At 65.5% G+C, this 24,615-nt stretch carries 23 protein-coding genes and 1 tRNA gene; 16 read left to right on the top strand and 8 right to left on the bottom strand.

Annotated elements, in window-relative coordinates; all coding sequences use genetic code 11:
• Nucleotides 1–22: 22 nt before the first annotated feature.
• Complete coding sequence (locus HZ321_RS04430; protein ID WP_181700594.1) at nt 23–2,305, bottom strand: transglycosylase domain-containing protein; 2,283 nt, start codon at nt 2,303–2,305, stop codon at nt 23–25.
• 191 nt (nt 2,306–2,496) lie between these two features.
• Here HZ321_RS04430 and HZ321_RS04425 point away from each other — a divergent pair, with 191 nt between their 5' ends.
• Together HZ321_RS04425 and HZ321_RS04420 are read left to right on the top strand one after the other, a co-directional pair.
• Nucleotides 2,497–3,840, top strand: coding sequence for a UDP-glucose dehydrogenase family protein (locus tag HZ321_RS04425; protein WP_181700592.1), 1,344 nt, complete (start codon nt 2,497–2,499; stop codon nt 3,838–3,840).
• Nucleotides 3,840–4,850, top strand: a complete 1,011-nt coding sequence (locus HZ321_RS04420; RefSeq protein WP_181700590.1) for an NAD-dependent epimerase/dehydratase family protein — start codon at nt 3,840–3,842, stop codon at nt 4,848–4,850. The genes HZ321_RS04425 and HZ321_RS04420 overlap by 1 nt, the downstream gene beginning before the upstream one ends.
• 38 nt (nt 4,851–4,888) lie before the next feature.
• Here the strand turns inward: HZ321_RS04420 and polA are convergent, their stop codons facing one another.
• Together polA and HZ321_RS04410 are read right to left on the bottom strand one after the other, a co-directional pair.
• The gene (polA, locus tag HZ321_RS04415) at nt 4,889–7,909 is read right to left on the bottom strand and encodes a DNA polymerase I (protein ID WP_181700588.1); all 3,021 of its coding nucleotides are present in this window, start codon (nt 7,907–7,909) and stop codon (nt 4,889–4,891) included.
• A 90-nt stretch (nt 7,910–7,999) separates the two neighbouring features.
• Nucleotides 8,000–9,037, bottom strand: coding sequence for an acyltransferase family protein (locus HZ321_RS04410; protein ID WP_181700586.1), 1,038 nt, complete (start codon nt 9,035–9,037; stop codon nt 8,000–8,002).
• A 259-nt stretch (nt 9,038–9,296) separates the two neighbouring features.
• On the opposite strand from HZ321_RS04410, the gene HZ321_RS04405 reads away from it, so the two are divergent.
• The 10 genes from HZ321_RS04405 to HZ321_RS04360 all read left to right on the top strand — a co-directional run bounded on the left by HZ321_RS04405 (nt 9,297) and on the right by HZ321_RS04360 (nt 18,158).
• A complete protein-coding gene (locus HZ321_RS04405) occupies nt 9,297–10,349 on the top strand; it encodes a MaoC/PaaZ C-terminal domain-containing protein (protein WP_181700584.1) in 1,053 nt (350 codons plus the stop codon).
• 274 nt (nt 10,350–10,623) lie between these two features.
• Nucleotides 10,624–11,019, top strand: a complete 396-nt coding sequence (gene sdhC, locus HZ321_RS04400; protein ID WP_181700582.1) for a succinate dehydrogenase, cytochrome b556 subunit — start codon at nt 10,624–10,626, stop codon at nt 11,017–11,019.
• A gap of 12 nt (nt 11,020–11,031) precedes the next feature.
• Nucleotides 11,032–11,421, top strand: coding sequence for a succinate dehydrogenase, hydrophobic membrane anchor protein (sdhD, locus tag HZ321_RS04395; protein WP_181700580.1), 390 nt, complete (start codon nt 11,032–11,034; stop codon nt 11,419–11,421).
• A gap of 6 nt (nt 11,422–11,427) precedes the next feature.
• Complete coding sequence (gene sdhA, locus HZ321_RS04390) at nt 11,428–13,266, top strand: succinate dehydrogenase flavoprotein subunit (RefSeq protein WP_181700578.1); 1,839 nt, start codon at nt 11,428–11,430, stop codon at nt 13,264–13,266.
• Between the two features lie 73 nt (nt 13,267–13,339).
• Nucleotides 13,340–13,705, top strand: a complete 366-nt coding sequence (locus tag HZ321_RS04385) for a DUF3052 domain-containing protein (protein WP_342343804.1) — start codon at nt 13,340–13,342, stop codon at nt 13,703–13,705.
• A 27-nt stretch (nt 13,706–13,732) separates the two neighbouring features.
• Nucleotides 13,733–14,512: a succinate dehydrogenase iron-sulfur subunit gene (locus HZ321_RS04380; protein WP_181700574.1), complete on the top strand. Its 780-nt coding sequence runs from the start codon at nt 13,733–13,735 to the stop codon at nt 14,510–14,512.
• Between the two features lie 497 nt (nt 14,513–15,009).
• A complete protein-coding gene (gene creD, locus HZ321_RS04375; RefSeq protein ID WP_181700572.1) occupies nt 15,010–16,395 on the top strand; it encodes a cell envelope integrity protein CreD in 1,386 nt (461 codons plus the stop codon).
• 269 nt (nt 16,396–16,664) lie between these two features.
• Nucleotides 16,665–17,150, top strand: a complete 486-nt coding sequence (locus HZ321_RS04370) for an arsenate reductase/protein-tyrosine-phosphatase family protein (protein ID WP_181700570.1) — start codon at nt 16,665–16,667, stop codon at nt 17,148–17,150.
• Between the two features lie 153 nt (nt 17,151–17,303).
• A tRNA-Ser gene (locus tag HZ321_RS04365) sits at nt 17,304–17,393 on the top strand.
• A 123-nt stretch (nt 17,394–17,516) separates the two neighbouring features.
• Nucleotides 17,517–18,158, top strand: coding sequence for an SOS response-associated peptidase (locus tag HZ321_RS04360; RefSeq protein ID WP_181700568.1), 642 nt, complete (start codon nt 17,517–17,519; stop codon nt 18,156–18,158).
• A 67-nt stretch (nt 18,159–18,225) separates the two neighbouring features.
• On the opposite strand, the gene HZ321_RS04355 is transcribed toward HZ321_RS04360, so the two are convergent.
• The 4 genes from HZ321_RS04355 to HZ321_RS04340 form a co-directional block, all read right to left on the bottom strand.
• Entirely contained in the window at nt 18,226–18,714 is a 489-nt protein-coding gene (locus tag HZ321_RS04355) for a DNA-binding transcriptional response regulator (protein ID WP_181700566.1), read from the bottom strand.
• Nucleotides 18,711–19,217 carry a GAF domain-containing protein gene (locus tag HZ321_RS04350; protein WP_181700564.1) on the bottom strand — a complete coding sequence of 169 codons (507 nt, stop codon included), beginning with the start codon at nt 19,215–19,217 and terminating at the stop codon, nt 18,711–18,713. The genes HZ321_RS04355 and HZ321_RS04350 overlap by 4 nt, the downstream gene beginning before the upstream one ends.
• 706 nt (nt 19,218–19,923) lie before the next feature.
• Nucleotides 19,924–20,418 carry a hypothetical protein gene (locus HZ321_RS04345; RefSeq protein ID WP_181700562.1) on the bottom strand — a complete coding sequence of 165 codons (495 nt, stop codon included), beginning with the start codon at nt 20,416–20,418 and terminating at the stop codon, nt 19,924–19,926.
• 58 nt (nt 20,419–20,476) lie between these two features.
• Entirely contained in the window at nt 20,477–20,812 is a 336-nt protein-coding gene (locus HZ321_RS04340) for a hypothetical protein (RefSeq protein WP_181700560.1), read from the bottom strand.
• Between the two features lie 83 nt (nt 20,813–20,895).
• On the opposite strand from HZ321_RS04340, the gene HZ321_RS21905 reads away from it, so the two are divergent.
• Complete coding sequence (locus tag HZ321_RS21905; protein ID WP_342343803.1) at nt 20,896–21,132, top strand: helix-turn-helix domain-containing protein; 237 nt, start codon at nt 20,896–20,898, stop codon at nt 21,130–21,132.
• Between the two features lie 105 nt (nt 21,133–21,237).
• The gene (locus HZ321_RS04335) at nt 21,238–23,115 is read left to right on the top strand and encodes a diguanylate cyclase (protein WP_181700558.1); all 1,878 of its coding nucleotides are present in this window, start codon (nt 21,238–21,240) and stop codon (nt 23,113–23,115) included.
• 310 nt (nt 23,116–23,425) lie between these two features.
• On the opposite strand, the gene HZ321_RS04330 is transcribed toward HZ321_RS04335, so the two are convergent.
• Entirely contained in the window at nt 23,426–23,617 is a 192-nt protein-coding gene (locus HZ321_RS04330; RefSeq protein ID WP_181700556.1) for a hypothetical protein, read from the bottom strand.
• A 44-nt stretch (nt 23,618–23,661) separates the two neighbouring features.
• On the opposite strand from HZ321_RS04330, the gene HZ321_RS21990 reads away from it, so the two are divergent.
• Together HZ321_RS21990 and HZ321_RS21985 are read left to right on the top strand one after the other, a co-directional pair.
• Nucleotides 23,662–23,997, top strand: coding sequence for a PilZ domain-containing protein (locus HZ321_RS21990; RefSeq protein ID WP_425305368.1), 336 nt, complete (start codon nt 23,662–23,664; stop codon nt 23,995–23,997).
• Nucleotides 23,998–24,280: 283 nt separating this feature from the next.
• A complete protein-coding gene (locus HZ321_RS21985; RefSeq protein ID WP_181700553.1) occupies nt 24,281–24,607 on the top strand; it encodes a hypothetical protein in 327 nt (108 codons plus the stop codon).
• Nucleotides 24,608–24,615 lie beyond the last annotated feature (8 nt).

Genomic DNA, 24,615 nt, shown 5'->3' with positions numbered 1-24,615 from the left:
GTTAAGTGCGGAAGCACTGGGGTTACCCCCCGAACAGTCGCTCCAGCAGGCTGCGCTCCTTGTCGGTCGGACCGGAGGCCGTGACCCCCACGTCGACCGGCGGAACCGGCCGGCTCATCACCGGACCGTTCGGCCCCAGTGCCGGCAGACCGTCGGCATCGGCCATCGGGGTACCGATGGCGGGATCGAACACCGGCGGCGGCGCGAGCTCGGTTCCGGGCAGCGGCCGGACCGGAACGGCGACCGTCGCCTTCGTCATGAAGCGGTTCCAGACCACCGACGTCACACTTCCGCCCGTCGCTTTTTTCGTGGGGGTGTTGTCGTCGTTTCCGAGCCACACTCCGGCGGTGAGCCCGTTTACGTAGCCGAGGAACCACGCGTCGCGGAAGTCCTGCGAGGTGCCCGTCTTGCCGCCCGCCGGCCGATCGCGCAGCACCGCCTTCTGCCCGGTGCCGACCTCCAGGACCGTCTGCATCATCCGGTTCATGACGCCGACGTCGCGCTCGTCGATCACCCGGCCGGGTCCGTCGCCCTGCCGGGTGAACAGGATCTCCCCGTCCTTGCTGCGGATCCGGTCGATCACATAGGGGATCACGCCATAGCCGCCGTTGGCGAACGGAACGTAGGCGGCGGTGATCTCCAGCGGCGTCACCTCGGCGGTGCCGAGCGCGATGGACGGGTTCTCGTGCAGCCTGGAAACGATGCCGATGCGCCGCGCCGTCTGCGCCACGTTGGCCGGGCCCACCTCGGCGGCGAGCCGGGCCGCCACGGTGTTGATCGACTTCGCCAGCGCCGTGGTCAGCGTCACCGGACCGAGATACTCCCGCGAATAGTTCTTCGGCTGCCAGCCCTTGATCGAGATCGGCTCGTCGATCATCACATGCTCCGGCATGTAGCCGCGTTCCACCGCCGCCAGGAAGACGAACGGCTTGAACGCCGAGCCCGGCTGCCGCCGGGCTGCCACGGCACGGTTGAACTGGCTCGCGCCGTAGTCGCGCCCGCCGACCAGCGCCTTCACCGCCCCATCGTTGTCGATCGCGACCAGTGCCCCCTGGCTGACCTGGTGCTTCTTGCCCTCCGCCGCCAGTGTCTCGCGCAGGGCGCCTTCCGCCGCCTGCTGCATGCCGACGTCAATGGTCGTCTCCACCACGATGTCGCCCGTCACCGAGGCGACGTAGCCCGGCAGCAGCTCCATCACCCAGTCGGCGACATAGTTCTGCGCCGAGGTGTTCTGCGGCGCGATGACGAGCGGGCTCGCCCCGGCCTGGCGCGCCACCTTCGGGGTGACATAGCCTTCCTCGACCATGGCGGCGAGCACCGTCTTCGCCCGGTCCTGCGCCAGCTTGGCGTCCCGCGTCGGCGCATAGCGCGACGGCGCCTTCAGGAGCCCGGCCAGCGTCGCCGATTCCAGCAGCGTCAGCTCCCGGGCGGACTTGCCGAAATACCGTCGGGCCGCCCCGTCGACGCCATAGGCGCCCGCGCCGAGATAGACACGGTTGAGGTACATCTCCAGGATCTCGTCCTTGGAGAACTTCTGCTCCAGCCAGAACGCGAGCACCACCTCCTGCAGCTTGCGCTCCAGCGTCCGGTCCGGCTCCAGGAACAGGTTCTTGGCCAGCTGCTGGGTCAGCGTCGACCCGCCTTGCACCAGGTTGCCGCTGCTCAGGTTCACGAAGACGGCGCGGGCAAGCCCGATCGGATCGATCCCGAGATGCGATCGGAACCGACGGTCCTCGATCGCGATCACCGCCTGCGGCAGATATTTCGGCATCTGGTCGAGCGTCAGCGATTCCCCGCCGGTGTCGCCGCGGTTGGCGATCAGCGCTCCGGAGGCGTCGACGATCTCCACGTTGGGAGGCCGCTTGGGAACGGCCCAGGCCGACGTCGGCGGCAGCGTCGCTGCCGTGTAGCCGAGCACGCCGATCAGCGCGATGAACGCCCAGAGCGCCAGCGTCGCGCCCCAATAGACCAGACCTCGAAGGAGCCCGCGCTTGCGGCCCTTGCGCCGTCGGGCGCCGCGCGGGGCCGCCTCAGCGTCCGGGTCCGGCTGCCGCGATCGCCGCGGTCGGCTCGCCGCCCGTTCGTCGTCCTCCACCTCGACCGCCTTGCGTCCGCCGGCCGGGCCGCGCCTGCGGGGCGCCTCGTCCATTCGGGGCTCGCGGCGTTCGGCCGGCTTGGAACGGGCGGGCTCCTTGGCGCTTCGCGCAGGTCCGGTCAGCACCCGGTCTTCCAGCGTGACGCGCAAGCCCTCGTCGCCGGCTGTCCTGCCGAGCGACGGCTCGATGCGCGGTGGCCTGTCTTTCATCGCGGAAAACCTGGTTCAGGGTGGCGCTCCGGCCGTCGGCGGATGCCGTCCGGCCCGGGCGCTCATCCGAGGATGGATGGGCCGGTTTAAGGGGTGGTTAAGCTTGTGCCGCGCCCGCTCGGAGTCGTTATTGCTTGCGAAAAGGGCGGTTTGTGGATGATAACGGCCCCGCACAACGGAGGGCCTCACTCTTGCGCATAGCGATGATCGGTTCAGGCTACGTCGGCCTGGTTTCGGGCGCTTGCCTTGCGGACTTTGGCCACGAGGTGACCTGCATCGACAAGGACGTGAAGAAGATCGCCGCGCTGGAAAATGGCGAAATCCCGATCTTTGAACCTGGTCTGGATGCGCTTGTCGCAACCAACGTCGCCGCCAGGCGACTGTCCTTCACGACGGACCTGTCCGGCCCGGTCGCTGCGGCCGACGTGGTCTTCATCGCCGTCGGCACCCCGTCCCGCCGCGGCGACGGTCACGCCGATCTCTCCTACGTCTACGGAGCCGCCCGTGAGATCGCCGGCGCGGTCGACGGCTTCACGGTCGTCGTCACCAAGTCCACCGTGCCGGTCGGCACCGGCGACGAGGTGGAGCGCATCATCCGCGAGGCCAACCCGAAGGCCGACGTCGCCGTGGTCTCCAATCCGGAGTTCCTGCGCGAAGGCGCCGCCATCGCCGACTTCAAGCGGCCTGACCGCATCGTCGTCGGCCTGGAGGACGACCGCGCGCGCGAGGTGATGACCGAGGTCTACCGGCCGCTCTACCTCAACCAGAACCCGCTGCTCTTCACCGCCCGCCGCACCTCCGAGCTGATCAAGTACGCGGCCAACGCCTTCCTCGCCATGAAGATCACCTTCATCAACGAGATCGCGGACCTCTGCGAAAAGGTCGGCGCCAACGTCCAGGAGGTCGCGCGCGGCATCGGCCTCGACAACCGCATCGGCTCCAAGTTCCTGCACGCCGGCCCGGGCTACGGCGGGTCGTGCTTTCCCAAGGACACGCTGGCCCTGGTGAAGACCGCGCAGGACCACGACAGCCCGGTCCGCCTGATCGAGACCACGGTGGCCATCAACGACGCCCGCAAGCGCGCCATGGCCCGCAAGGTGGTGGCAGCCTGCGGCGGCGACGTGCGCGGACGCACGGTCGCGGTGCTCGGCCTCACCTTCAAGCCGAACACCGACGACATGCGCGAAGCCCCGTCCATCTCCATCATCCAGGCCCTGCAGGACGGCGGCGCGCTCATCCGCGCCTATGATCCGGAAGGCATGGAAGCAGCCGAAGGCATGCTGGACAACGTCACCTACGGCGAGTCCGCCTACGACGTCGCCACCGGCGCCGACGTGCTCGTCATCGTCACCGAGTGGGACGCCTTCCGGGCGCTCGACTTCAAGCGCCTGCGCGAGGTGATGAACACGCCGGTGCTCGTCGATCTGCGCAACGTCTACCGGCGCGAGCAGGTGGCCAAGTACGGCTTCCACTACGTCAGCGTCGGCCGGCCTGCGGAAGACATCCTGAAGCCGATCGGCCAGGCCGCCGAGTGATGCGTTTCCTGATCACCGGCACGGCGGGCTTCATCGGCTTCAACCTCGCCCGCCGGTTGTTGGACGAAGGGCACTTCGTCGTCGGCTTCGACGCGATGACGCCCTACTACGACGTCCGCCTCAAGGAGGCCAGGCACGCCGTCCTGGCCCGCTCCAACGGTTTCAAGGCCGTCGTGGCCCAGCTGGAGGATCCCGCGGCCCTCGCCGCCGCCGCGGAACTGGCCGAGCCGGATGTCATCATCCACCTCGCCGCCCAGGCCGGCGTTCGCTACAGCCTTGAGAATCCCAAGGCCTACGTCGATTCCAATCTGGTTGGATCCTGGAACGTGCTGGAGCTCGCCCGGCAGGCGAAGCCGGCGCATCTTCTGCTCGCTTCGACCAGCTCCATCTACGGCGCGGCGGAAACGGTGCCCTTCGCCGAGACCGACCGGGCGGACGAGCCGCTGACGCTCTATGCGGCGACCAAGAAGTCGATGGAGGTGATGGCGCATTCCTACGCCCACCTCTACGCGATCCCGACCACCGCCTTCCGCTTCTTCACGGTCTACGGGCCGTGGGGCCGTCCGGACATGGCGCTCTTCAAGTTCGTCGATGCCATCCTCGCCGACCGGCCGATCGACATCTACGGCGAAGGCCGGATGGAGCGCGACTTCACCTACATCGACGATCTCGTCGAAGCCATCATCCGACTGGTGCCGATCGCGCCGTCGGAAGCCAACCGCGCGGCGGGGGAGGGCGTCGCCGACACCCTGTCCCGGATCGCTCCGTTCCGTGTCGTCAACATCGGCGGCGGCCAGCCGATCGGCCTGCTCCCCTTCGTCGACACGGTCGAGGCCGCGGTCGGCAAGCCCGCCGTCCGCAACATGCTGCCGATGCAGCAGGGCGACGTGCCCCGCACCTACGCGTCGGCGGCCCTCCTGGAGGCGCTGACCGGCTACCGTCCGCACACCCCGGTAGAGACCGGCGTGAAGGCTTTCGTCGCTTGGTACCGGGCGTGGAAGGGGATCTGAGCGCCGCCTGAGCGGACCGGATGGCCTGCCTGCGTGGGTCAGTGCGCTTCTTCCCAGTTCGTCGCCGCCCGCGCGTCCACGCGAAGCGGCACGCTCAGCTTCAACGCTGGCTCAGCCGCCTGCTCCATCACCCGCGTCACGACGGGAAGCGTCGCCTCGATCTCGTCGTCCGGCACCTCGAACACCAGTTCGTCGTGGACCTGCAGGAGGAGCAGCGCCGAAAGGCCCGCTTCGTCCAGCGCCGGTTCCATCCGGATCATCGCCCGGCGAATGATGTCGGCGGCTGAACCCTGGATCGGCGCGTTGATCGCCGCCCGCTCCATGAAGGCTCGCATCGACGGGTTGGGCGCGTTGATCTCCGGATAGTGCGCCTTGCGCCCGAAGATCGTCCGCACGAAGCCGTTCTCCCGCGCGAACCGCTTGGTCGCGTCCATGTAGTCGCGGATCCCCGGAAACCGTTCGAAGTAGCGCTTGATGTAGTCGCCCGCCTCGTTGCGGTCGATGCCGAGCTGGTTGGCGAGCCCGAAGGCCGAGATGCCGTAGATGATGCCGAAGTTGATCGCCTTGGCGCGCCGCCGCACCTGCGGGTCCATGCCCTCGATCGGCACACCGAACATCTCCGACGCCGTCATCGCGTGGATGTCGAGCCCGTCCTCGAAGGCGCGCTTCAGCTGCGGGATGTCGGCCACATGGGCGAGCACGCGGAGCTCGATCTGGCTGTAGTCCGCCGACACCAGCTTGCGTCCGGGCGGCGCCACGAAGGCGGTGCGGATCTTCCGCCCCTCCTCGGTCCGCACCGGGATGTTCTGCAGGTTCGGCTCCGACGAGGAGAGTCGGCCGGTGGTTGTGGAGGCAAGCGAGAAGCAGGTGTGCACGCGGCCTGTCTCCGGGTGCATGTAGACGGGCAGGGCGTCCGTGTAGGTCGACTTCAGCTTGGAAAGCTGGCGCCAGTCGAGGATCCGCTTCGGCAGCGGATGGCCTTGCGCGGCAAGGTCCTCCAGCACGTCGGCCCCGGTCGCCCAGGCGCCAGTCTTGGTCTTCTTCGCCGCACCATCGCCGAGGCCCATGCGCCCGAACAGGATGTCGCCGATCTGTTTGGGGCTGCCAATGTTGAAGCTCTCCCCCGCCATCTCGTGGATGTCGGCCTCCATCCGCGCCATGCCTTGCGCGAAGTCGCCGGAAAGCCGCGACAGGATCTGCCGGTCCACCTGGATGCCGCGCTTCTCCATCCGCGACAGCACCGGCACCAGCGGACGCTCCAGCGTCTCGTAGACCGTGGTCATGCTCTCCGCCGGCAGGCGCGGCTTCAGCACCGTCCAGAGCCGGAGCGTCACGTCCGCGTCCTCGGCCGCATACTGCGTGGCCTTGTCGAGCGCCACCTGGTCGAAGGTGATCTGCCCCTTGCCCGAGCCGCAGACGTCCTTGAAGGCGATCGGCTTGTGGCCGAGCCACTTCTCGCTGAGCTCGTCCATCCCATGGCCGCCGGTGCCAGCGTCGAGGGCGTAGGAGAGCAGCATCGTGTCGTCGAACGGCGCGACGTCGATCCCGTAGCGCGAGAGCAGCGTGATGTCGTACTTGGCGTTTTGCGCCACCTTCAGGATCGCCGGGCTCTCCAGGATCGGCTTCAGCGCCGCGAGCGCGTCCTTCAGTTTGATCTGCCCGTCCACCAGACCGCCGCCGAGCAGGTCGCCGGCGCCGGAGCGATGCGACAGCGGGATGTAGCAGGCCCGGCCCGGCCGGGTCGCCAGCGACACCCCGCAGAGCTCCGCCCGCATCACGTCCAGCGACGTGCTCTCCGTATCGAACGCCACCAACCCCGCCGCGGCCGCCTCGTTGATCCAGACGGCGAGCGCGTCCAGCGTGGTCACCGTCTCGTAGCCGGCGTGATCCACCGGTAGCGCGCGCATGGCTTCAAGCGCCGACGCCGCGAGAGCCGCGGGCGTTCCTGCGCCGGGCGCAGCCGGTGTGCTGGGCGCAGGCGTCTTGGAGGCCGGCGCCGCTGTCCGGTTCGCCTTCGGCGCAACCGGGGCGCCCTCGCCGCCGTCTTCCGGCGCTGCGGCCGCGTCGCCTGTCGAGCCGGCGTCGGGTGGCCAGTGCTTCACCGGCACGCTGGAAGGCTGCACCTTGGCCGGATCCGCCCCGGTGGCGTCGGCGATCCGCCGGGTCAGCGAATTGAACTCCATCGCCTTCAGGAAGGCGATCGCCTGCTCGCCCTCGATCGCCCGGACGCCGAGCGTGTCGATCCCGTGCTCCAGCGGCACCGCGCAGTCGAGCGACACCAGCCGGCGGGAGATCCGCGCCTGCTCGGCGAACTGGATCAGGCTCTCCCGCCGCTTCGGCTGCTTGATCTCCGACGCGTGGGCGAGCAGCGTCTCCAGGTCGCCATACTCCAGGATCAGCTGCGCTGCGGTCTTCACGCCGATGCCCGGCACGCCCGGCACGTTGTCGACGCTGTCGCCAGCGAGCGACTGCACGTCGATGACCTTGTTCGGCGGCACGCCGAACTTCTCCATCACCTCGGCAGGCCCGATCCGCTTGTCCTTCATCGTGTCGAGCAGCACCACGCAGTCGTTCTCGACGAGCTGCATCAGGTCCTTGTCGGAGGAGACGATCGTCACGTCCGCTCCGGCCTTGCGCGCCAGCGTGGTGTAGGTCGCGATCAGGTCGTCGGCCTCGAACCCGTCCTGCTCCACGCAGGCGACGTTGAACGCCTTCACCGCCTCCCGGATCAGCCCGAACTGCGGCCTGAGGTCGGCCGGCGGCTCCGGCCGCTGCGCCTTGTACTGGTCGTAGATCGCATTGCGGAAGGTCACCGCCGAGGCGTCGAACACCACGGCGATGTGCGTCGGCTTGACCCGCGCCGCCGTCGCGTCGGCCTCCTTCAGGAGCCGCCACAGCATGTTGCAGAAGCCCGCCACGGCGCCGATCGGCAGCCCGTCGGACTTGCGCGTCAACGGCGGCAGGGCGTGGTAGGCCCGGAAGATGTAGCCGGAGCCGTCGACCAGGAACACGTGGTCCCCGGCGGCGACGGGACGGGAGGATGCGGCATCGTTCGACATGGCCGGGACTATGCCCGCACGGGCGAGGGGAGGGAAGAGGCAGGCAAAGCCTCTCCCGCCCGCAGTTCAGCCCGTCCCCCGCAAGCCCTGTCAGGCCACCGCGGTGGAGGCCGGTCGGGTCGCCGTCTCCGGCCGCTCGATCCGCGCCCAGCGGGGCCGTTCGAACAGGAAGGTCATCCCGGTCCGCATCGCCACGAAGTGGATGATGAACGGCACCACCACGGAGGTCACGGTCACGATCGCCGAGATCGTGCCGATGTCGTCGATCACGCCGGCCTTCAAGAGAACGGTGCGGGTCACCACCATCGGCAGGAAGAAGGCGAGGTAGACCACGATCGACTGCGATCCGACATGACGGGCGACATCGCCGAGCTTCGGCGTCATGCCGATCAGCACCGATGCCATCACGATTGCGACCGCCCCGGCATAACCGAGCGCCAGCGACAGCCCCGGCAGCGTCGAATAGCCCGCGAACACCGCCCAGCCGTTGACGAAGCCCCAGACCAGCAGCGCGGCGGCCGCCGCGAGAGGCCGGCCGGCCGCGGCGTCGGCAAGGCGGAAGATGACCGGCGCCAGCGCATAGCCGGAATAGAAGTAGACGAACCGCGACGCGAACTCGTCGATCGCCATCCAGCCGGTGTGGATCGGCAACATCTCCAGGACCGCCGCGATCGCCAGCATCACCGGCACCGGAACCTGTCTGGTCAGCCGCACGGTCAGCGCGAAGAACGGCAGGATCCAGATGAACCAGAGCGTCCCGAACGGCTGCAGGAACAGGCTCTCCAGGTAGAGGCTGATCAGACTCCGATCCGGGTAGTGGGCCTGGATGGAATCGAACTTGAATGCGAACTGGATCGTCATCCAGAGCACGTAGAAATAGAAGAAGTGGATGATCCGGCGGTCCGTGAACGTCCGCCAGTCGCGACCGACGACCCGCGACAGGAACAGGCCGGAGATCAGGAAGAAGTCCGGCATGCGGAACGGCGCGGCGAAGGCCACCACGGTGCCGAGCCAGCCCGTCTCGCCCGCGGCTTCCTGCACACCCAGCGTGGAGTGCATCATCACCACGAAAACGATGCAAAGCCCTTTGGCTGCATCGACCCAATCCACTCGAGAAGCTTGTGCCATGGTAACGCCCGCCGCAATTGCATGCCGATCGAAAGGCATTTGAGACGAATACGCGTTTTCCCCCGGTCCTGTCGGTTAATGCTCGCCAGGAACGCTATATATCGTTAACTCGCTATAGCATCCGAGTCACGTCCTCGCGGCCTGAAAACCGCCTGCGGCATGCCGCCCCCGCGACCAACGGCGGGGATGACAGCGCCGGACAGGCTTCTTACCACTCGGCGACATCGCGAAGATTGGCGATCACCACGGGAGGACGGGCGTGTCGAAGACGAACAGCGGTAACTTCTTCGAGGACTTCGCCGTCGGCCGGATCCTGCGCCACGCGACACCCCGGACGGTCACCGCCGGCGATGCGGCTCTCTACCAGGCCCTCTACGGTTCGCGCTTCGCCGTGCAGTCGTCGGACGCCTTCGCCCGTGCGATCGGCTACGACCGCGCCCCGCTCGACGATCTCGTGGTCTTCCACGTGGTCTTCGGCAAGACCGTCCCGGACATCTCGCTAAACGCCATCGCCAACCTCGGCTATGCCGGCGGACGCTTCCTCGCCCCGGTCTTCCCCGGCGACACGCTCTCCACGGTGTCGGAGGTGATCGGCGTCAAGGAGAACTCAAACGGCAAGACCGGCACCGTCTACGTCCGCTCCACCGGCAGCCGCGAGGACGGCACGGTCGTGCTGGAATACGTGCGCTGGGTGATGGTGCGAAAGCGTGATGAAAGTGCGCCGGCTCCGGAGGCGGTCGTCCCCGTGCTGCCCTCCGCGCTCGGCCCCGCCGACCTCGGCGGCGCGGTCCCGCGGATCGACCCGTCCCGCTGGGACGAGCTCCTGTCCGGCAGCCCCGATCGGTGGGGCGACTACGCGGTTGGCGAACGCATTGACCACGTCGACGGCATGACCATCGAGGAGGCCGAGCACCAGATGGCGACGCGCCTCTGGCAGAACACCGCCAAGGTGCACTTCAACCAGTACACCGAGGGCAAGGGCCGGTTCGGCCGCCGCCTCGTCTACGGCGGCCATGTCATCTCCATGGCCCGCTCATTGATGTTCAACGGCCTCGGCAACGCCTTCCACATCGCCGCGATCAACGGTGGTCGCCACGCCAATCCGTCGTTCGCCGGCGACACCATTCACGCCTGGTCCGAGATCCTCGACAAGCAGCCGCTGCCCGGCCGGGACGACGTCGGCGCGCTTCGCGTCCGCCTCGTGGCCACCAAGGACCGGCCCTGCCACGACTTCCCCGACAAGACCGGCACCGGCGAGATCGACCCATCCGTCGTGCTCGATCTCGACATCTGGGTTCTTCTGCCCCGCTGAACGGCCGGATAAGGCAACGGTAAGCGTAAGCTGCGACGATCGGCGCTGGGGGTTGTGACGGCATCGCATGCTTGCCGACAACGGGTGCCGGGCTAAGTGGTTCGGAGAGCCGTTTGCGGCGCGGATTAGACTATTGCACTGCGAGATGGGCTTTGACGCCACCCCTGGGAGAAGCTAGAAGAATTCCAGATGGCTCAAGTGCTTACCGCTGACGTAAACGGAATGCTGCATCGGCTCCGTGGCCGATCGGATCAGGGCTGAGGGACGCGAACACATGGCTGATGTCCGGACCAAGGCGAGGCCGCTCTCGCCGCATCTGCAGGTCTTCAGGCCGCTGCTGACCATGGTGATGTCGATCCTGCATCGCATCACCGGCGCGGCGCTCTACTTCGGCACGCTGCTGCTGGCCTGGTGGCTCGTCGCCGCAGCGTCCGGGCCGGAAGCCTACGCCACCGTTGCGGGCTTCTTCGACAGCATCTTCGGCCGGCTGATCCTGTTCGGCTACACCTGGGCCCTGGTCCATCACACCCTTGGCGGCATCCGGCACTTCATCTGGGACACCGGCCACGGCTACGGCGTGGAGGCACGCAACATGCTTGCCTCGGCCACCATCATCGGTTCGGTCGCCATCACGATCCTGCTCTGGATCGTCGGCCTGCTCGTGGGTTGAGGAAAAACGGACATGGCGCACGAAAAGTCGATCCGCACCCCGCTCGCCCGCGTCAAGGGGCTGGGCTCCGCCAAGGAAGGCACCGAGCACTTCTGGCGCCAGCGCGTCACCGCGCTCGCCAACCTGCCGCTGGTGATCTTCTTCGTCTTCCTGATCATCTCGGTCCAGGGCGAAAGCCACGCCGACGTGGTCCGCATCCTCGCCCATCCTTTCACCGCCATCGTCACCCTCGCCATGATCATCTCCGGCGTGTGGCACATGAAGATCGGCATGCAGGTGATCATCGAGGACTACGTCCACGAAGGTCCCAAGCTCCTCGTCCTGATGGCCAACAGCTTCTTCTGCTTCCTCGTGGGGCTCGCTGCCGTCTTCGGCATTCTCAAGATCGCATTCGGAGGCTGAACCGAGATGGCTGACGCATCGCAGACGGCGGGCAACCCGACCTCGTTCAACGTCAACGGCCGAGCCTACACCTTCATCGACCACACCTTCGACGTGGTCGTCGTCGGCGCCGGCGGTGCCGGCCTGCGCGCCGTCGTTGGCGCTTCCGAAGCCGGCCTGAAGACCGCCTGCATCACCAAGGTGTTCCCGACCCGCTCGCACACGGTCGCCGCCCAGGGCGGCATCTCCGCAGCCCTCGGCAACATGGGCCCGGACGATTGGCGCTGGCACATGTACGACACCGTCAAGGGCTCCGACTGGCTCGGCGACCAGGACGCGATCGAATACCTCTGCAAGAATGCGCCGGCCGCCGTCTACGAGCTGGAGCATTGGGGCGTGCCCTTCTCCCGCACCGAGGAAGGCAAGATCTACCAGCGGCCCTTCGGCGGCATGACCACCAACTATGGCGAAGGCCGCGCCCAGCGCACCTGCGCCGCCGCCGACCGCACCGGCCACGCCATCCTGCACACGCTCTACGGTCAGAGCCTGCGCTATTCGGCCGAGTTTTTCATCGAGTACTTCGCCATCGACCTGATCATGGAGGAGGGCGCCTGCCGTGGTGTGATCGCCATCTCCATGGAGGACGGCACGCTTCACCGCTTCCGGGCGCACAAGACTATCCTGGCGACCGGCGGCTACGGCCGCGCCTATTTCTCCTGCACCTCGGCCCACACCTGCACCGGCGACGGCAACGCGATGGTGCTGCGCGCCGGCTTGCCGCTGCAGGACATGGAGTTCGTGCAGTTCCATCCCACCGGCATCTACGGCGCGGGCTGCCTGATCACCGAGGGCTCGCGCGGCGAGGGCGGTTACCTCACCAACTCCGAGGGCGAGCGCTTCATGGAGCGCTATGCCCCGTCGGCCAAGGACCTCGCGTCGCGGGACGTGGTCTCGCGCGCGATGACCATGGAGATCCGTGAGGGCCGTGGCGTCGGCAAGGCCAAGGACCACATCTACCTGCACCTCGACCATCTCGACCCGAAGATCCTGCACGAGCGCCTGCCGGGCATCTCCGAGAGCGCCAAGATCTTCGCCGGCGTCGACGTCACGCGCGAGCCGATCCCGGTGCTGCCGACCGTGCACTACAACATGGGCGGCATCCCCACCAACTTCTACGGCGAGGTGCTGACCAAGGTGAACGGCGATCCCGACCAGGTCGTCCCCGGCCTGATGGCGGTCGGCGAGGCAGCCTGCGTCTCGGTCCACGGCGCCAATCGCCTCGGCTCCAACTCGCTGATCGACCTCGTGGTGTTCGGCCGCGCGGCTGGCGCTCGCTGCGCCGAGACGGTCGACCGCACCGCCCGCCACGCCGAGCTCCCGCGCGACGCCGGCGAGAACTCGCTCGCCCGCCTTGACCGCTTCCGCTACGCGAGCGGCGGCACCCCCACCGCCCAGCTTCGCCTCGACATGCAGCGCACCATGCAGAACAACTGCGCGGTGTTCCGCACCGGCGAAGTTCTGGAGGAGGGCCACGAGCTGATCCACAAGGTCTGGGGCGGCACCGACGACATCCGCGTCACCGACCGCTCGCTGATCTGGAACACCGACCTGATCGAGGCGCTGGAATACGACAACCTGATCATCCAGGCCGTCGTTACCATGGACAGTGCCGTGAACCGCCAGGAAAGCCGCGGCGCCCACGCCCGCGAGGATTTCCCCGACCGCGACGACAAGGAGTGGATGAAGCACACTCTCGCCTTCGTGGACGACGCCAAGCGGACCGTCTCGATCGACTACCGCCCGGTGCACACCTACACCATGTCCAACGAGATCGAGTACATCGCGCCCAAGGCGCGCGTGTACTGAGGAAGCGGCCTTGACCGGCGACGGCTATTCCGGGACGCCCCTCCCGAAAAAGCTTGGTCTGAAGGATGGCCAAGTGGCCGCCTTCGTCGGATTGCCCGAAACGCTGGCGGGGCTGGTTTCCGCGGCCGCCTTCGCGGACGTCGGACGGCGGGACGACTGGACGGGCTTCGCCGCCCCGGCCCGCTTCGATGTAATACACGCCTTCACCACGAGGCGGGCGGACATGGACGCCGGGCTGCCGGGGATGATGGCGGCGTTGAAGCCCGGCGGGATGGTCTGGGTGTCGTGGCCGAAGAAGGCCGCGAAGGTCGAGACGGACGTGACCGAGGACGTGGTGCGCGCCGTGGCGCTGCCGCTTGGTCTCGTCGATGTGAAGGTCTGCGCGGTCGACGCGACCTGGTCGGGATTGAAGCTGGTGATCCGAAAGGACCGCCGCTGACGGAACGAAGCGATAGGATACGCAATCATGGTCCAGCTGACGCTGCCGAAGAATTCGAAGATGGTCGAGGGCAAGGTCTGGCCGAAGCCGGCCGGCGCCACGCGCCTCAAGGAGTTCCGGATCTACCGCTGGGATCCCGATGACGACCGCAATCCGCGCATCGACACCTACTACGTCGACATGGACGACTGCGGGCCGATGGTCCTCGACGGGCTCATCTGGATCAAGTCGAAGATCGACCCGACGCTGACCTTCCGCCGCTCCTGCCGCGAGGGCATTTGCGGGTCCTGCGCGATGAACATCGACGGCATGAACACGCTCGCCTGCACCAAGGGCATGGACGAGGTGAAGGGCGCGGTGAAGATCTACCCGCTGCCGCACCTGGAAGTGGTCAAGGACCTCGTCCCGGATCTCACCAACTTCTACGCCCAGCACCGCTCGGTGGAGCCCTGGCTGCACACCACCACGCCCGCGCCCGAGACCGAGTGGAAGCAGAGCCGCGACGACCGCGAGAAGCTCGACGGCCTCTACGAATGCATCCTCTGCGCCTGCTGCTCCACCTCCTGCCCGAGCTACTGGTGGAACGGCGACCGCTACCTCGGCCCGGCCGTGCTGCTCCAGGCCTACCGCTGGCTGATCGACAGCCGCGACGAGGCGACCGGCGAGCGCCTGGACAACCTTGAGGATCCCTTCCGCCTCTACCGCTGCCACACCATCATGAACTGCGCACAGACCTGCCCGAAGGGCCTCAATCCCGCCAAGGCGATCGCCGAGATCAAGAAGATGATGGTGGAACGCCGCATTTGATCCGTAACGACGGCATGTCCTTCGCCGGCCGGTGCCTCCCGCCCGATTTCGACCCGGGCGTGGTAGAGCACATCGACCGTCGCCGGGGCGGTAACGCGGTGGCCGTCGAATGGGCGGCATCGCCGATCCGGAGGGTGTCCAGGCCCGTCGCAGCGGTGCTCGACGGAATCGTCGAGCCTTCCCGGATGGCGCGCGACTATGCCGGCCTGATGCACCGATATCGGCCCCTGGAAGGTACGTGGACCCTCCCAGTCAGGAAGCTGTTCGAGAGCGGGGGCGATGCTCGATAGGCGAGGCGGGGCCAATCCTGGGCCGAGGCATTCCTCGCCGGGATCCTGACTGAAGCGCCGGCCTGAAGCGCCATTGCGGATCTCTCTGGCCGCTTTCGACGCCACAACACCCAGCATATGCCGGAAGCCGGCCGCAATTCCTCCGCGCGAACGGCGCGATCGCATTCGACGATCCCAGGGTCGATTTCGACACGGGGATCTTTTCATATGTCCGAAACTGCTTTGCCGCCGGCGCGTCCGGCGCCCGTCCCGCCTGCCCGGTCCGTTTTCCGGAGCCCGGGTTTCAAATTTCTAGTTACCGGCATCCTGACGGTCGTTCTCGCCGTCCCCCTCTTCATGGTCTGGATGCTGAAGGATGAGCGCGAGATGCGCGCGCTGGAGGTCCGTGGCGACATCGCCCGCGACTGGGGCGGCAGCCAGACCATCATCGGCCCGATGCTGGCCGTGCCCTTCACGATCCGCGAAACCAGCGGCGCCGGCAGCAGCGAGCAGGTCCGCACCGTCTCCCGCACGGCGCTCTTCCTGCCCGACGGCTATTCCGCCAAGGCCGTCGCCGATACCGATATCCGCCGCGTCGCGATCTTCGACGTCCCGGCCTACGTCACCGACATCACCCTTCAGGCCAGCTTCGGAACGCTCGACCAGACGGTCTTCGGTCCGAACCTCCAGTCGATCGACTGGTCTGGCGCCAGGCTCGTGGTTTCCGTCGGCGATCTCACCGGGCTGGAGACGGCGTCGATCAGCTTCGACGGTGCCACCCTTCCGATCGGCCCGAACGATCGGCTCTCCACGTCGGTGGCCGCCACCCTGGAGGGCGTTTTGCCGGCGTCGGCCCGCAGCGCCGGGGCGTCGTCCGCCATCGCCTCCGGCTTCAAAGCCACGGCCTCCTTCCGCCTGAAGGGCACCGACCGCCTCGCTGTCGCCCCGATCGGACGCGACTCCGAGATCGCGCTGTCGGGCGACTGGCCGCACCCCGGCTTTCAGGTGGGGGCGCTTCCGTCCGAACGGGAGGTCCGCGCCGACGGCTTCGCCGCCGTCTGGCGCATCCCCTACCTCGCTCGCGGCTTCCCCCAGGCCTGGATCTTCGAGGACGACCCGTCCCGCCTCTCCAACCTGGCCGTCGGGGTCGACTTCAAGGACCCCGTCGATTTCTACGCACTCGTGGAGCGAGCGCTCAAATACGGCCTGATGTTCATCTCGGCCGTGTTCGGCGTGGTCTTCGTGCTGGAGGTGCTTTCGCCGCGCGGCATCCACCCGGTGCAATACCTCCTGGTCGGGCTGATCCAGATTTTCTTCTACGTCCTCCTGCTCGCCCTCGCCGAGCACATCGGCTTCGGCATCGCCTATGCCATCGCCTCCATCGCCACCATCGGCGTGATCTCCGTGTTCATCGGCCTGGCGCTGGAAAGCCGGAGGAGGGCGCTGGCCGCGGCCCTGTCGCTCGGGACGGTCTTCGCGGTCCTCTATGCGATCCTGCGCCTGGAGGACGCCGCGCTCCTTGCGGGAGCCGCGGTCGGCTTCGTCGCCTTGTCGGCAGCCCTCTTCGCCACCCGCCGTGTAGACTGGTCGGGCCGCGGCGCACCGTCCGTCTGATCCGTCACGGCAACCGGCGCGCGGCAGTCTCTGCCTCGCGCCGGTCCACCCGCCACCCCGGATGCCCAGTTCCGCGGCAGCCGCCGCCAACGCCGGCGCGCATCACGGGCTCTCGGCCCATCCGTTGAACTGGCCTGATCGATGCATGGCCTGGTTGCCCCGCCCGCGGTCGCCGCCCTGCTGGTGTCGCGCCGTCATCACGGCGACATCGGAGCGCGGCATCTGTCGGTGCGCCGTCGGGAGGCGGCGGGGGTAGTCAGGAGTTCGGGATGAAGCCGATCGACGTTCTCTTCCTGTGCGAGACGAATGCCGCCACCAGTCTGATGGCCGAGGCGATCGTCAATCACCGCAACGACACCCGCATCCGTGCTTTCAGTGCCGGTCGCGCGCCAACCGGCGTCATCCTGCCGGAAGCGCGCGCCGTTCTCGCCGCCAGCGCCATTCCCGCCGAGGGCCTGGAGCCCAAGCCCTGGACCATCTTCGCGCTTCAGGGCGCCCCTCGCGCCGATATCGTCGTCGACCTCGCCACGGTCACCTGGACCGCTCCGGAGGTGAAGCAACTGGCGGACAGTCCGGTGATTCGCTGGCCCCTGCGTGACGCTTCGCTGATCGAGTCCGCGCGCGAGCGGCGCCTGGTGGCCGAGGCGGTGTTCGACGCCCTGGAATCGCGCATCGGGCGCGATCTCCTGCCGCTCGTCCTGCGCTCCGCGGCCACTCTCGCCCCGCGCCGTGCCGCGGTCGGGCTTTCCGCCTGATCCGTCTCCCCGCCGCGTCGGCGTGCGTCGATCTCGCCGGCCCGTCAACCCCTTGCCATGCCAGCGGTTCGCCCCGCGGAAATATCCTGCCCCGCCACCTTGAACCGCGCCGCCCGATGAGTATAGTGCGCGCCGCGGGCCCTTGGCCTGCCTGGAGAGGTGGCCGAGTGGTTTAAGGCGCACGCCTGGAACGCGTGTATACGGGAAACCGTATCGAGGGTTCGAATCCCTCCTTCTCCGCCACTTGATTCCCCTAAGCCATTGTTACGACTCGCAAATATAAGTCGCCCTCTCCTGCGGCCCCATCCGTGGCCCCACTTTCGTTATTTGCTTGGGAGCACGGCCACTCGCCTAGGAGCAAGGTGCATGTGCAATCTCTACTCCATCACCAAGGGCCAGCAGGCCATACGCGAGTTCACCCGGGCAGTGTCCGACTCGACCGGAAACCTCCCGTCGCTTCCGGGCGTCTTCCCTGACTACATGGCGCCTGTTGTGCGCAACGGTGACGGTGGGCGCGAACTCACAATGATGCGGTGGGGGATGCCCTCGCCCCCGACCTACAACGGACCGCCGATCACCAACATCCGCAACACAAACAGCCCGCACTGGCGGCGCTGGCTCGGGCCGACGTCGAGGTGCATCGTCCCGTTCTCCTCGTTCTGCGAATACGAGGATACCAAGCCAAAAAAGACGCCCGTTTGGTTTGCAGGTGACGAGAGCCGTCCTTTGATGGCGTTTGCGGGGATCTGGACGAACTGGACAGGCTCACGCGGTCCCAAGTCAAATCCTGTCGAGGGCGAGCACCGGCTGTTCGGGTTCCTCACCTCAGAACCCAACGCAATTGTAGGTGCTGTGCACCCAAAGGCTATGCCGGTCATTCTGACCACGCCCGATGAGATGGACGTATGGATGCAGGCACCCTGGTCGGAGGCGCGAGCACTCCAACGGCCCCTTCCGGATGGTGCGCTGATCATCGTAGCTAGGGGTGAACGGCAGGATCCGTTGTGAGTGCCGCCGTCGCCTTCGGTGGTAATCGGAAGAAAGCCGCCCCATTCGCAACGAGACCTAACACCCATCAGATCGAAACAGTATCGCGGGACGGGGCGATGACTTTTTGCAAGGGATGATCGTGGATTGTCGCAACTTCAGACCGGCTGCGGGTCCTTAGTTTCGGCTTTGGTGGCAGAAGCAGTTGCTGACTTTCCAGCTTGCGTCGAACCTCATCAGCGATGAACGGCTTGAGAAGGATGACGTCACAAAGGCCTTCCCGGATCGCAAATAGACTGCCTCGATCAGTGGACGTCGCCATGAGCACGACAACGGCGCCATTGGCTCTCGCCTCTCCCGTGAGTTGGCTAAAGGAATCCAGATCCTGCCTTCCGTCACGAGCGTCGATCAGCAACGCGTCCGGTGGCAAGAAATCTTGCAGTGCCTTCGCAGAGGTGTCTCGGAAATTGACCCTGTTCAGTCCAGCGCGGGCGAGCACCTGGGCAATGACGGGATGGAGTGACCGCTGCCCCTCAACGACCAGAACCGATGGACCACTCGGCTGACCAGCCATCATGCCACCCGAGCGTTCTTCGAGGCGAGCACCCACAATTCGCCCGCGACCTCGTCCGCGAAGTCAGTCAGCATGTCTTCGTCGTCAAGCGTAAACTGGCGTGGCTCGGTGTCGATGATGCATATTGAGCCCAGCCGTATGTTCTCTCCGTACACAAGAGGGGCACCGGCGTAGAACACTATGTTTGGGTGGCCCGTTACGAGCGGGTTTTCGGCAAACCGGCTATCCACCCGAGCATCCGGAACGACCATGACCTGGTCGGAGAGAATGGCGTAGGCACAAAACGCTACGTCGCGCGGAGTACCATCGATCCCGAGGCCGCACTCTGCCTTGAACCACTGCCCTTCTCTGTCGACGAGTGTGATGGCAGCCATAGGCGCTCCGAAGTGCTCGGCAGCACGTCGACATATCGCGTCGAAGACCGGCTCGTGCTCCGTGTAGAGGACACCGATGCTGTAAAGGACAGTCAGACGTTGATCTTCATTGGCCGGAACCGGAGGCGACATAATATGCTCCTGTCATATGTTCGACAATTGAGCATCCAAGTACCTAACGCGTCGTTATCGGTTAGCCGCGTTTGAGGCAGACGCAAAAAGCCGCCCCACGAGGAGGCGGCTTCTTGCATTGATTAGGACGGAATGTTTTCAGCCGCAAAGGCCGGTTTTTCAATATCACGCAGTGCTCAACAGCCACTTGCGATGGTGGCGGTGCTGCATAGAGCAGCACGCCCTAACGGCACGAGGAAAACATCGGCTGATGAGCCCCGTTCCGCCCGGTCGGCAACTGTTCCCAGGTGTTGCCAATTAGCTTCACCGGGTCTGCTGAATTTAGTATTCGCACTGATCCGAAGTGGGTCTAACTATTAACGACTCATTAACCAATCCGGCGCAGCCTTGACTGAGCTTTAGGAGGCTAGGCTATGAACGAAGCGCCGAAATCCGACAGCATTTATGCGCCCCGTGGTTGGCACATGACCATTGTGGTCACTACGTCCGTGTTGATGTGGTTGTGCCTGCTAGCGCCCATGCTCATGTAAGGGGTCGCACCATCCCCGTTTAGACCCGCCACTGCGCCAGCAAAACAGGACGGCCACCCCCATCGGTGCCGGTTCGACGAGGGTGGGCTCCGCAGTCGCCAGGGGGGGCCGGGATGGCAGTTGCGCTCACAACGCCAGCCTTGGCAGCGAGCTTGAAGAACGAGCGGCGGTCCATATCAAGCTCCTACTGCAGGCATGAGGGCGAGGTCCTTGGCGATGCCGAGAGCGAGGTGGACGTCGGACGTGTAGTGGTCGTCGTCCGTCTCAATCTCCTCCGGCTTGCCGCTGTAGCACCACGCCACGGCGCGGACCTTCACCATCACCCCCGCCAGCGTTGTCGCCTGCAAGGGAATTATGCGATGGACAATTTCGCCGGCCTGGTCGACCAGTTTGTCCCAAACATCGTCCAGGTGGTCGGCGTCAGGTGAACCCGCCTTGTCGGCGTAGTCGGAAACCTCGTAGGCCAGCCTTTCGCGCTCCCATGCGGCGTCCAGTTCGGCACCAAGGGCGAGCAGTTCCGCGTCCGGGTTCGCCGCGAGGAAGTCACCGATGGCGTCGCCTGCGGCTGGCTGCACGGTCGTGCTCACGACGGCTGCCGTGGTGGCGGTGAGGGTTAGGGCAGATCCGATGCCGGCGAGGACGGAACGGCGGTTCAGGCTTTGCGTAAACATGGCTCCTCCGTGGCGGCTCCAGGCCGCGTTGCTGGTCAGTGGTGAAGGATCGTTCGGGTTAGGCTCCGAGTGCCGCAAGCCCCATGCGAGTGGAGTGGATGGCGGACACGGCGGACAGCTCACGATGTCCGCACTCGCTGGTCTCCAGGTCGAGCAAACGAGCTTGTAGAGCTGCACGAGCCTCGGCCGCGCGTGCCGCTGCATCGAGCGCGGCGACACGGGCACGCTCACGGCAGATCGACCATGCGGCCTTGAGCGCGTTGGACCACCGCTTGCGGCAGACAGGATGGCGGAAGCCCTTAGCGAGGGCCTTGCGCTCGCACTCGGAATAGCAGTGGCGGTAAACCTGCCACGCGGTGCGCATCACCTCGGATCTGTTGATTGCGGTCGGCATCAGCTTGTCCTCAACATCCAATGTTGATAGACATATGCTCGAGCAGGCCGCGTGTCAACATTCAATGTTGATTTGAGGTAACCGTGACACCAACTCTATGTCGAGCCGCCCGGGTGCTTCTGGAATGGCATCAGCCCGACCTCGCCGAAAACGCCGGCGTGGGTTTGTCGACAGTCGTCGACTTCGAGAAGGACCGACGTGCCGTCTCACAAGAAAAGATTGATGCAATGCGCGCTGCTCTCGAAGCGGCCGGAATTGAGTTCCTCAACCACGGCCGGCCGGGCGTACGGCTCATCAAGCCTACTGGCGACGGTACTTAAGTGTTTCCGTGTGAGCAAGTGGCGCTTTGAAAAGCGCCGCCGGTAAAACAGCCTTTAACTTTGGTCATCGTATACTTCAGGACCTGCAGGAAAGGGCGGGCCCACATGGACGCACTGCTGCACGCGCTACTCGCCAACCTCGCCGTAGTTGGCCTTATCGTCTTTGCGTGGACAAATACCCTCGATTGGGTGAAACAGGCAAATGGCATGAGCACTCGCCTAGCTTTTGGCGTCTTGACAGGCTTAGGCTGTGTGACGCTGATTAGCATGCCTTTCCGAATGGGGGACGGGATCCTATTAGACCTACGGTCCACGTTGCTGGCGCTCTCCGGTTTTTTCGGAGGCCCAACATCTGCAGCAGTGTCGGCAGCAATTGCTGGAACGTATCGCATGCACCTCGGCGGCGAGGGACTTCTCGCCGGGATAGTATGTATCGTTGCTGCCGCATCAATCGGCGTGGTTTCAAGGTTCCTGGAGCGGTCCCGCGTACGCGGGCTTCCGGCCATGACCTACCTGGGGCTTTGGGCTGCAGCTGGGAATGTCCTCTGTTTCCTTTTCCTACCAGCAAATGCAATAGGCCCGGCCTTCAACACGGCCGCGCTGCCGCTCGGCGCGATTGTATTCGCGTCCACCTTAATCTCGGGCATGGCGCTCGTTCAGGACGGCAGACGGCGCGAGGTAATCCAAGCTAACCATATGTACCGTGCGGTTATTGAAGCTCTCCCCGACTGCCTGAACGTAAAGGACGCCGAGGGCTGCTTCCTGATCGCCAATCCAGCCACAGCGCATCTTATGGGTGCCCGCAACACGTCCCAGCTCATCGGGCGGACCGATTACGACTTCTACCCTACTGACATCGCTGCGGAGTTCCGGGCGGATGAACAGGCCGTGTGTGCAGACGGTCGGCCGCGAACGATCGAGCAGCAGGTACGGCACCGCGACGGCAGGTCAGGATGGCTCAGCACTCTGAAAGCTCCACTGACGGATGAGCGCGGAAACTTCGTTGGGCTTATCACTCATAACCGCGATATCACCGAACTACGTGAACTCCAGGCCGAGTATGAGCGCCAGCGCACGCTCCTATCCGACGCCATGACGCACATGGCCGACGCGGTCGCAATGTTTGGAGATGACGGCCGGATTGTCTTTTGCAATGAGCGGTACCGGGAGTTCTTCCCACTCACCGCCGACATTCGGGTCCCGGGAGCCTCGATTCAAGAGGTTCTCCTCGCTGCGGCAGAGCGCGGCGAGGAAAAGTTACCCGAAGGGATGTCAGCTCAAGAGTGGGCGAACAAGCTGTCAGGCAACCTGACGCAAGCCGGCGATTTACGGTTTCAACTCGCCGACGGGCGCTGGCTGGAGGCGCGCAGCCGTCCAACCACGGACGGCTGCCTCGTGGTGCTTTCCGACGTAACGCAGAGCCAGCTCGCCGAGGAGGCTCTCCGAAGCCTCAACAACCATCTCAAGATCCTTGCCGATACCGATGGCCTGACTGGTCTTGTGAACCGCCGAGGCTTCGACCAGGCGCTCGAGCGCGAGGTACGGAATGCCCAACGGACTGGCAGGCCTGTCTCGCTGCTTCTCATCGACCTCGACCGCTTCAAGGCATACAACGACCTCTACGGACATCCCGCTGGCGATGAATGCCTTCGCGCGGTGGCTGAATGCCTCCGCTTAGTCCTCCGCCGACCGTTGGACGTGGCAGCGCGCTATGGAGGCGAAGAACTCGCGGCTGTGCTACCTGATACCGACCTCACGGGCGCCGTTGAGGTTGCAGAAGCCTTCTCGCGCGCTCTTCGTTCCCGAAGGCTCCCGCATGATGCAAGTGAGAAGGGCCGGGTCACCGCCAGCGTCGGGGTAGCGATGGGCGGTTCGAGCGTACGGGAGCTTCTCCTGCGTGCTGATGAGGCCCTCTATACCGCCAAAGGCGCCGGCCGCGACGCTGTGCGGGCTTGGCGGCCGGCACAGCGGGCGTCCGCCTGACCGGAACGAGTGGACGATTGAATGCCTCGCTAGCAAATCTCCAGCACACGCTGTGACTAGAAGGGGAGTGCATGATCATCGGGATGACTGTCGCGTCGTAAAGTGCGCCATCTGGCGCATTTTCTTTTCTTGATCACGGTTAGCTCGGCTCAATTTGCACGTGAGATCGGGCCGTTTCATGCGTCGAGCGCGTGGTTGAGATTGGCTCTGGTGCCCGTCCGAGATTGCGGCGTTGTAGGCTCATCGGCAGGAGTTCGGCCGGTGTCCGGCAACTCTCCGACGGGACATCGGCCCTAAACCCTCATCACCGTCAGGAGGATACTTCGGCGTCCTTGATCATCATGAAGAGCAATGCTTTTGCCGCCAATTCTGGGCCGATTTCGCCGGCGTCGCATACGCGAGTTTGGCAGTTATACTCGACTCTGATGGAGGCGCTGTCTTGCCAGTATCGCGCCACATAGACCCGCCCGTTGTAGGCCAACGCGAAATGAGTCGGTTTCATGTGCCATCTCCAGTTTGGAGAAATGCTTAAAGTCTGGCAGGTAAATGCAGCGTGAATCTTGGCCAAAAGTACAAGGGCCGAACTGGCACCCGTCGGCATACATTGACCGAGGGGGTTCTATGACAAGCAACAATGATGATAAGCGACGGAGCCCGCGCAAGTCTGTCCGATACAGGGCGGTGGCATATTCCGGTGACACTGGCGTTTTCTGTGACATCATCGATATCAGCGCGACCGGCTGTCAGATCATGGGGCCGAAGGTGCCGAAGCTTCCGGATGAGATTCGCCTTCATAAGATAGGGACGCCCGACTTTCGGCCGGCTTGGATACGCTGGCGAGACGGCTTCCGTGCCGGCGTGTCGTTCTCGGAACCAAATTGAACGGGCAAGCGGCTCGCTTCATGTAGGTGCGTCTGCGTAAAACGACCTTGCGCTCGGCGATCTGCCTGATGACAGCCGCCTGCTTCCCGGGTTCTGCGCGGGCTGCGCTGAGTAGAGCTGAGCGGTTGTCGTCTAGCCCGACCTCACGGGCGACGGCCTTGGCTTCAGGCGTCAGGCTGGCGACCTTCGTGGCGCGGGAGGCATCAGTACGTTCGATCCCCAGTTCGCGTTGAGCTGCACGAAGACCTTTCGCGGCGGGTTGCGCTCCCCCAGGTGGCGCAGATTGCGCCACCTTCTCATTCGTCAGCCTTACCCACTCTGCTACCTGCTCATCCCGCTCAAGCGCGGTGAGTTCGGCCCGATGCAGGTTCTCACTGATTTCCCACAGGCGGGCGTCGATCTCGTCGCCATCCATGTAGATGCAGGCGATGTCGATGTGGCCGGGGTTTGCATTCCTCGCGTGCAAACCTCCAGCCAAGGCTCAAGTAGCACCCTCCACGACGAGTACATGGGCGATATCCAGGGAGACTGTTGCTCGTGCGGCAACGGATCCGGGTCGTCAGCCGATCAGGGCGCGCGTAAACCTGTCCAAATGGGCAGGTTTGCATGACCATATGG

This window comes from Chthonobacter albigriseus (assembly GCF_013839445.1).
GTDB classification, from domain to species: domain Bacteria; phylum Pseudomonadota; class Alphaproteobacteria; order Rhizobiales; family Pleomorphomonadaceae; genus Chthonobacter; species Chthonobacter albigriseus.
The sequence above is the reverse complement of the archived record's forward strand: the minus strand, read 5'-3'. Positions and strand labels throughout refer to the sequence as shown.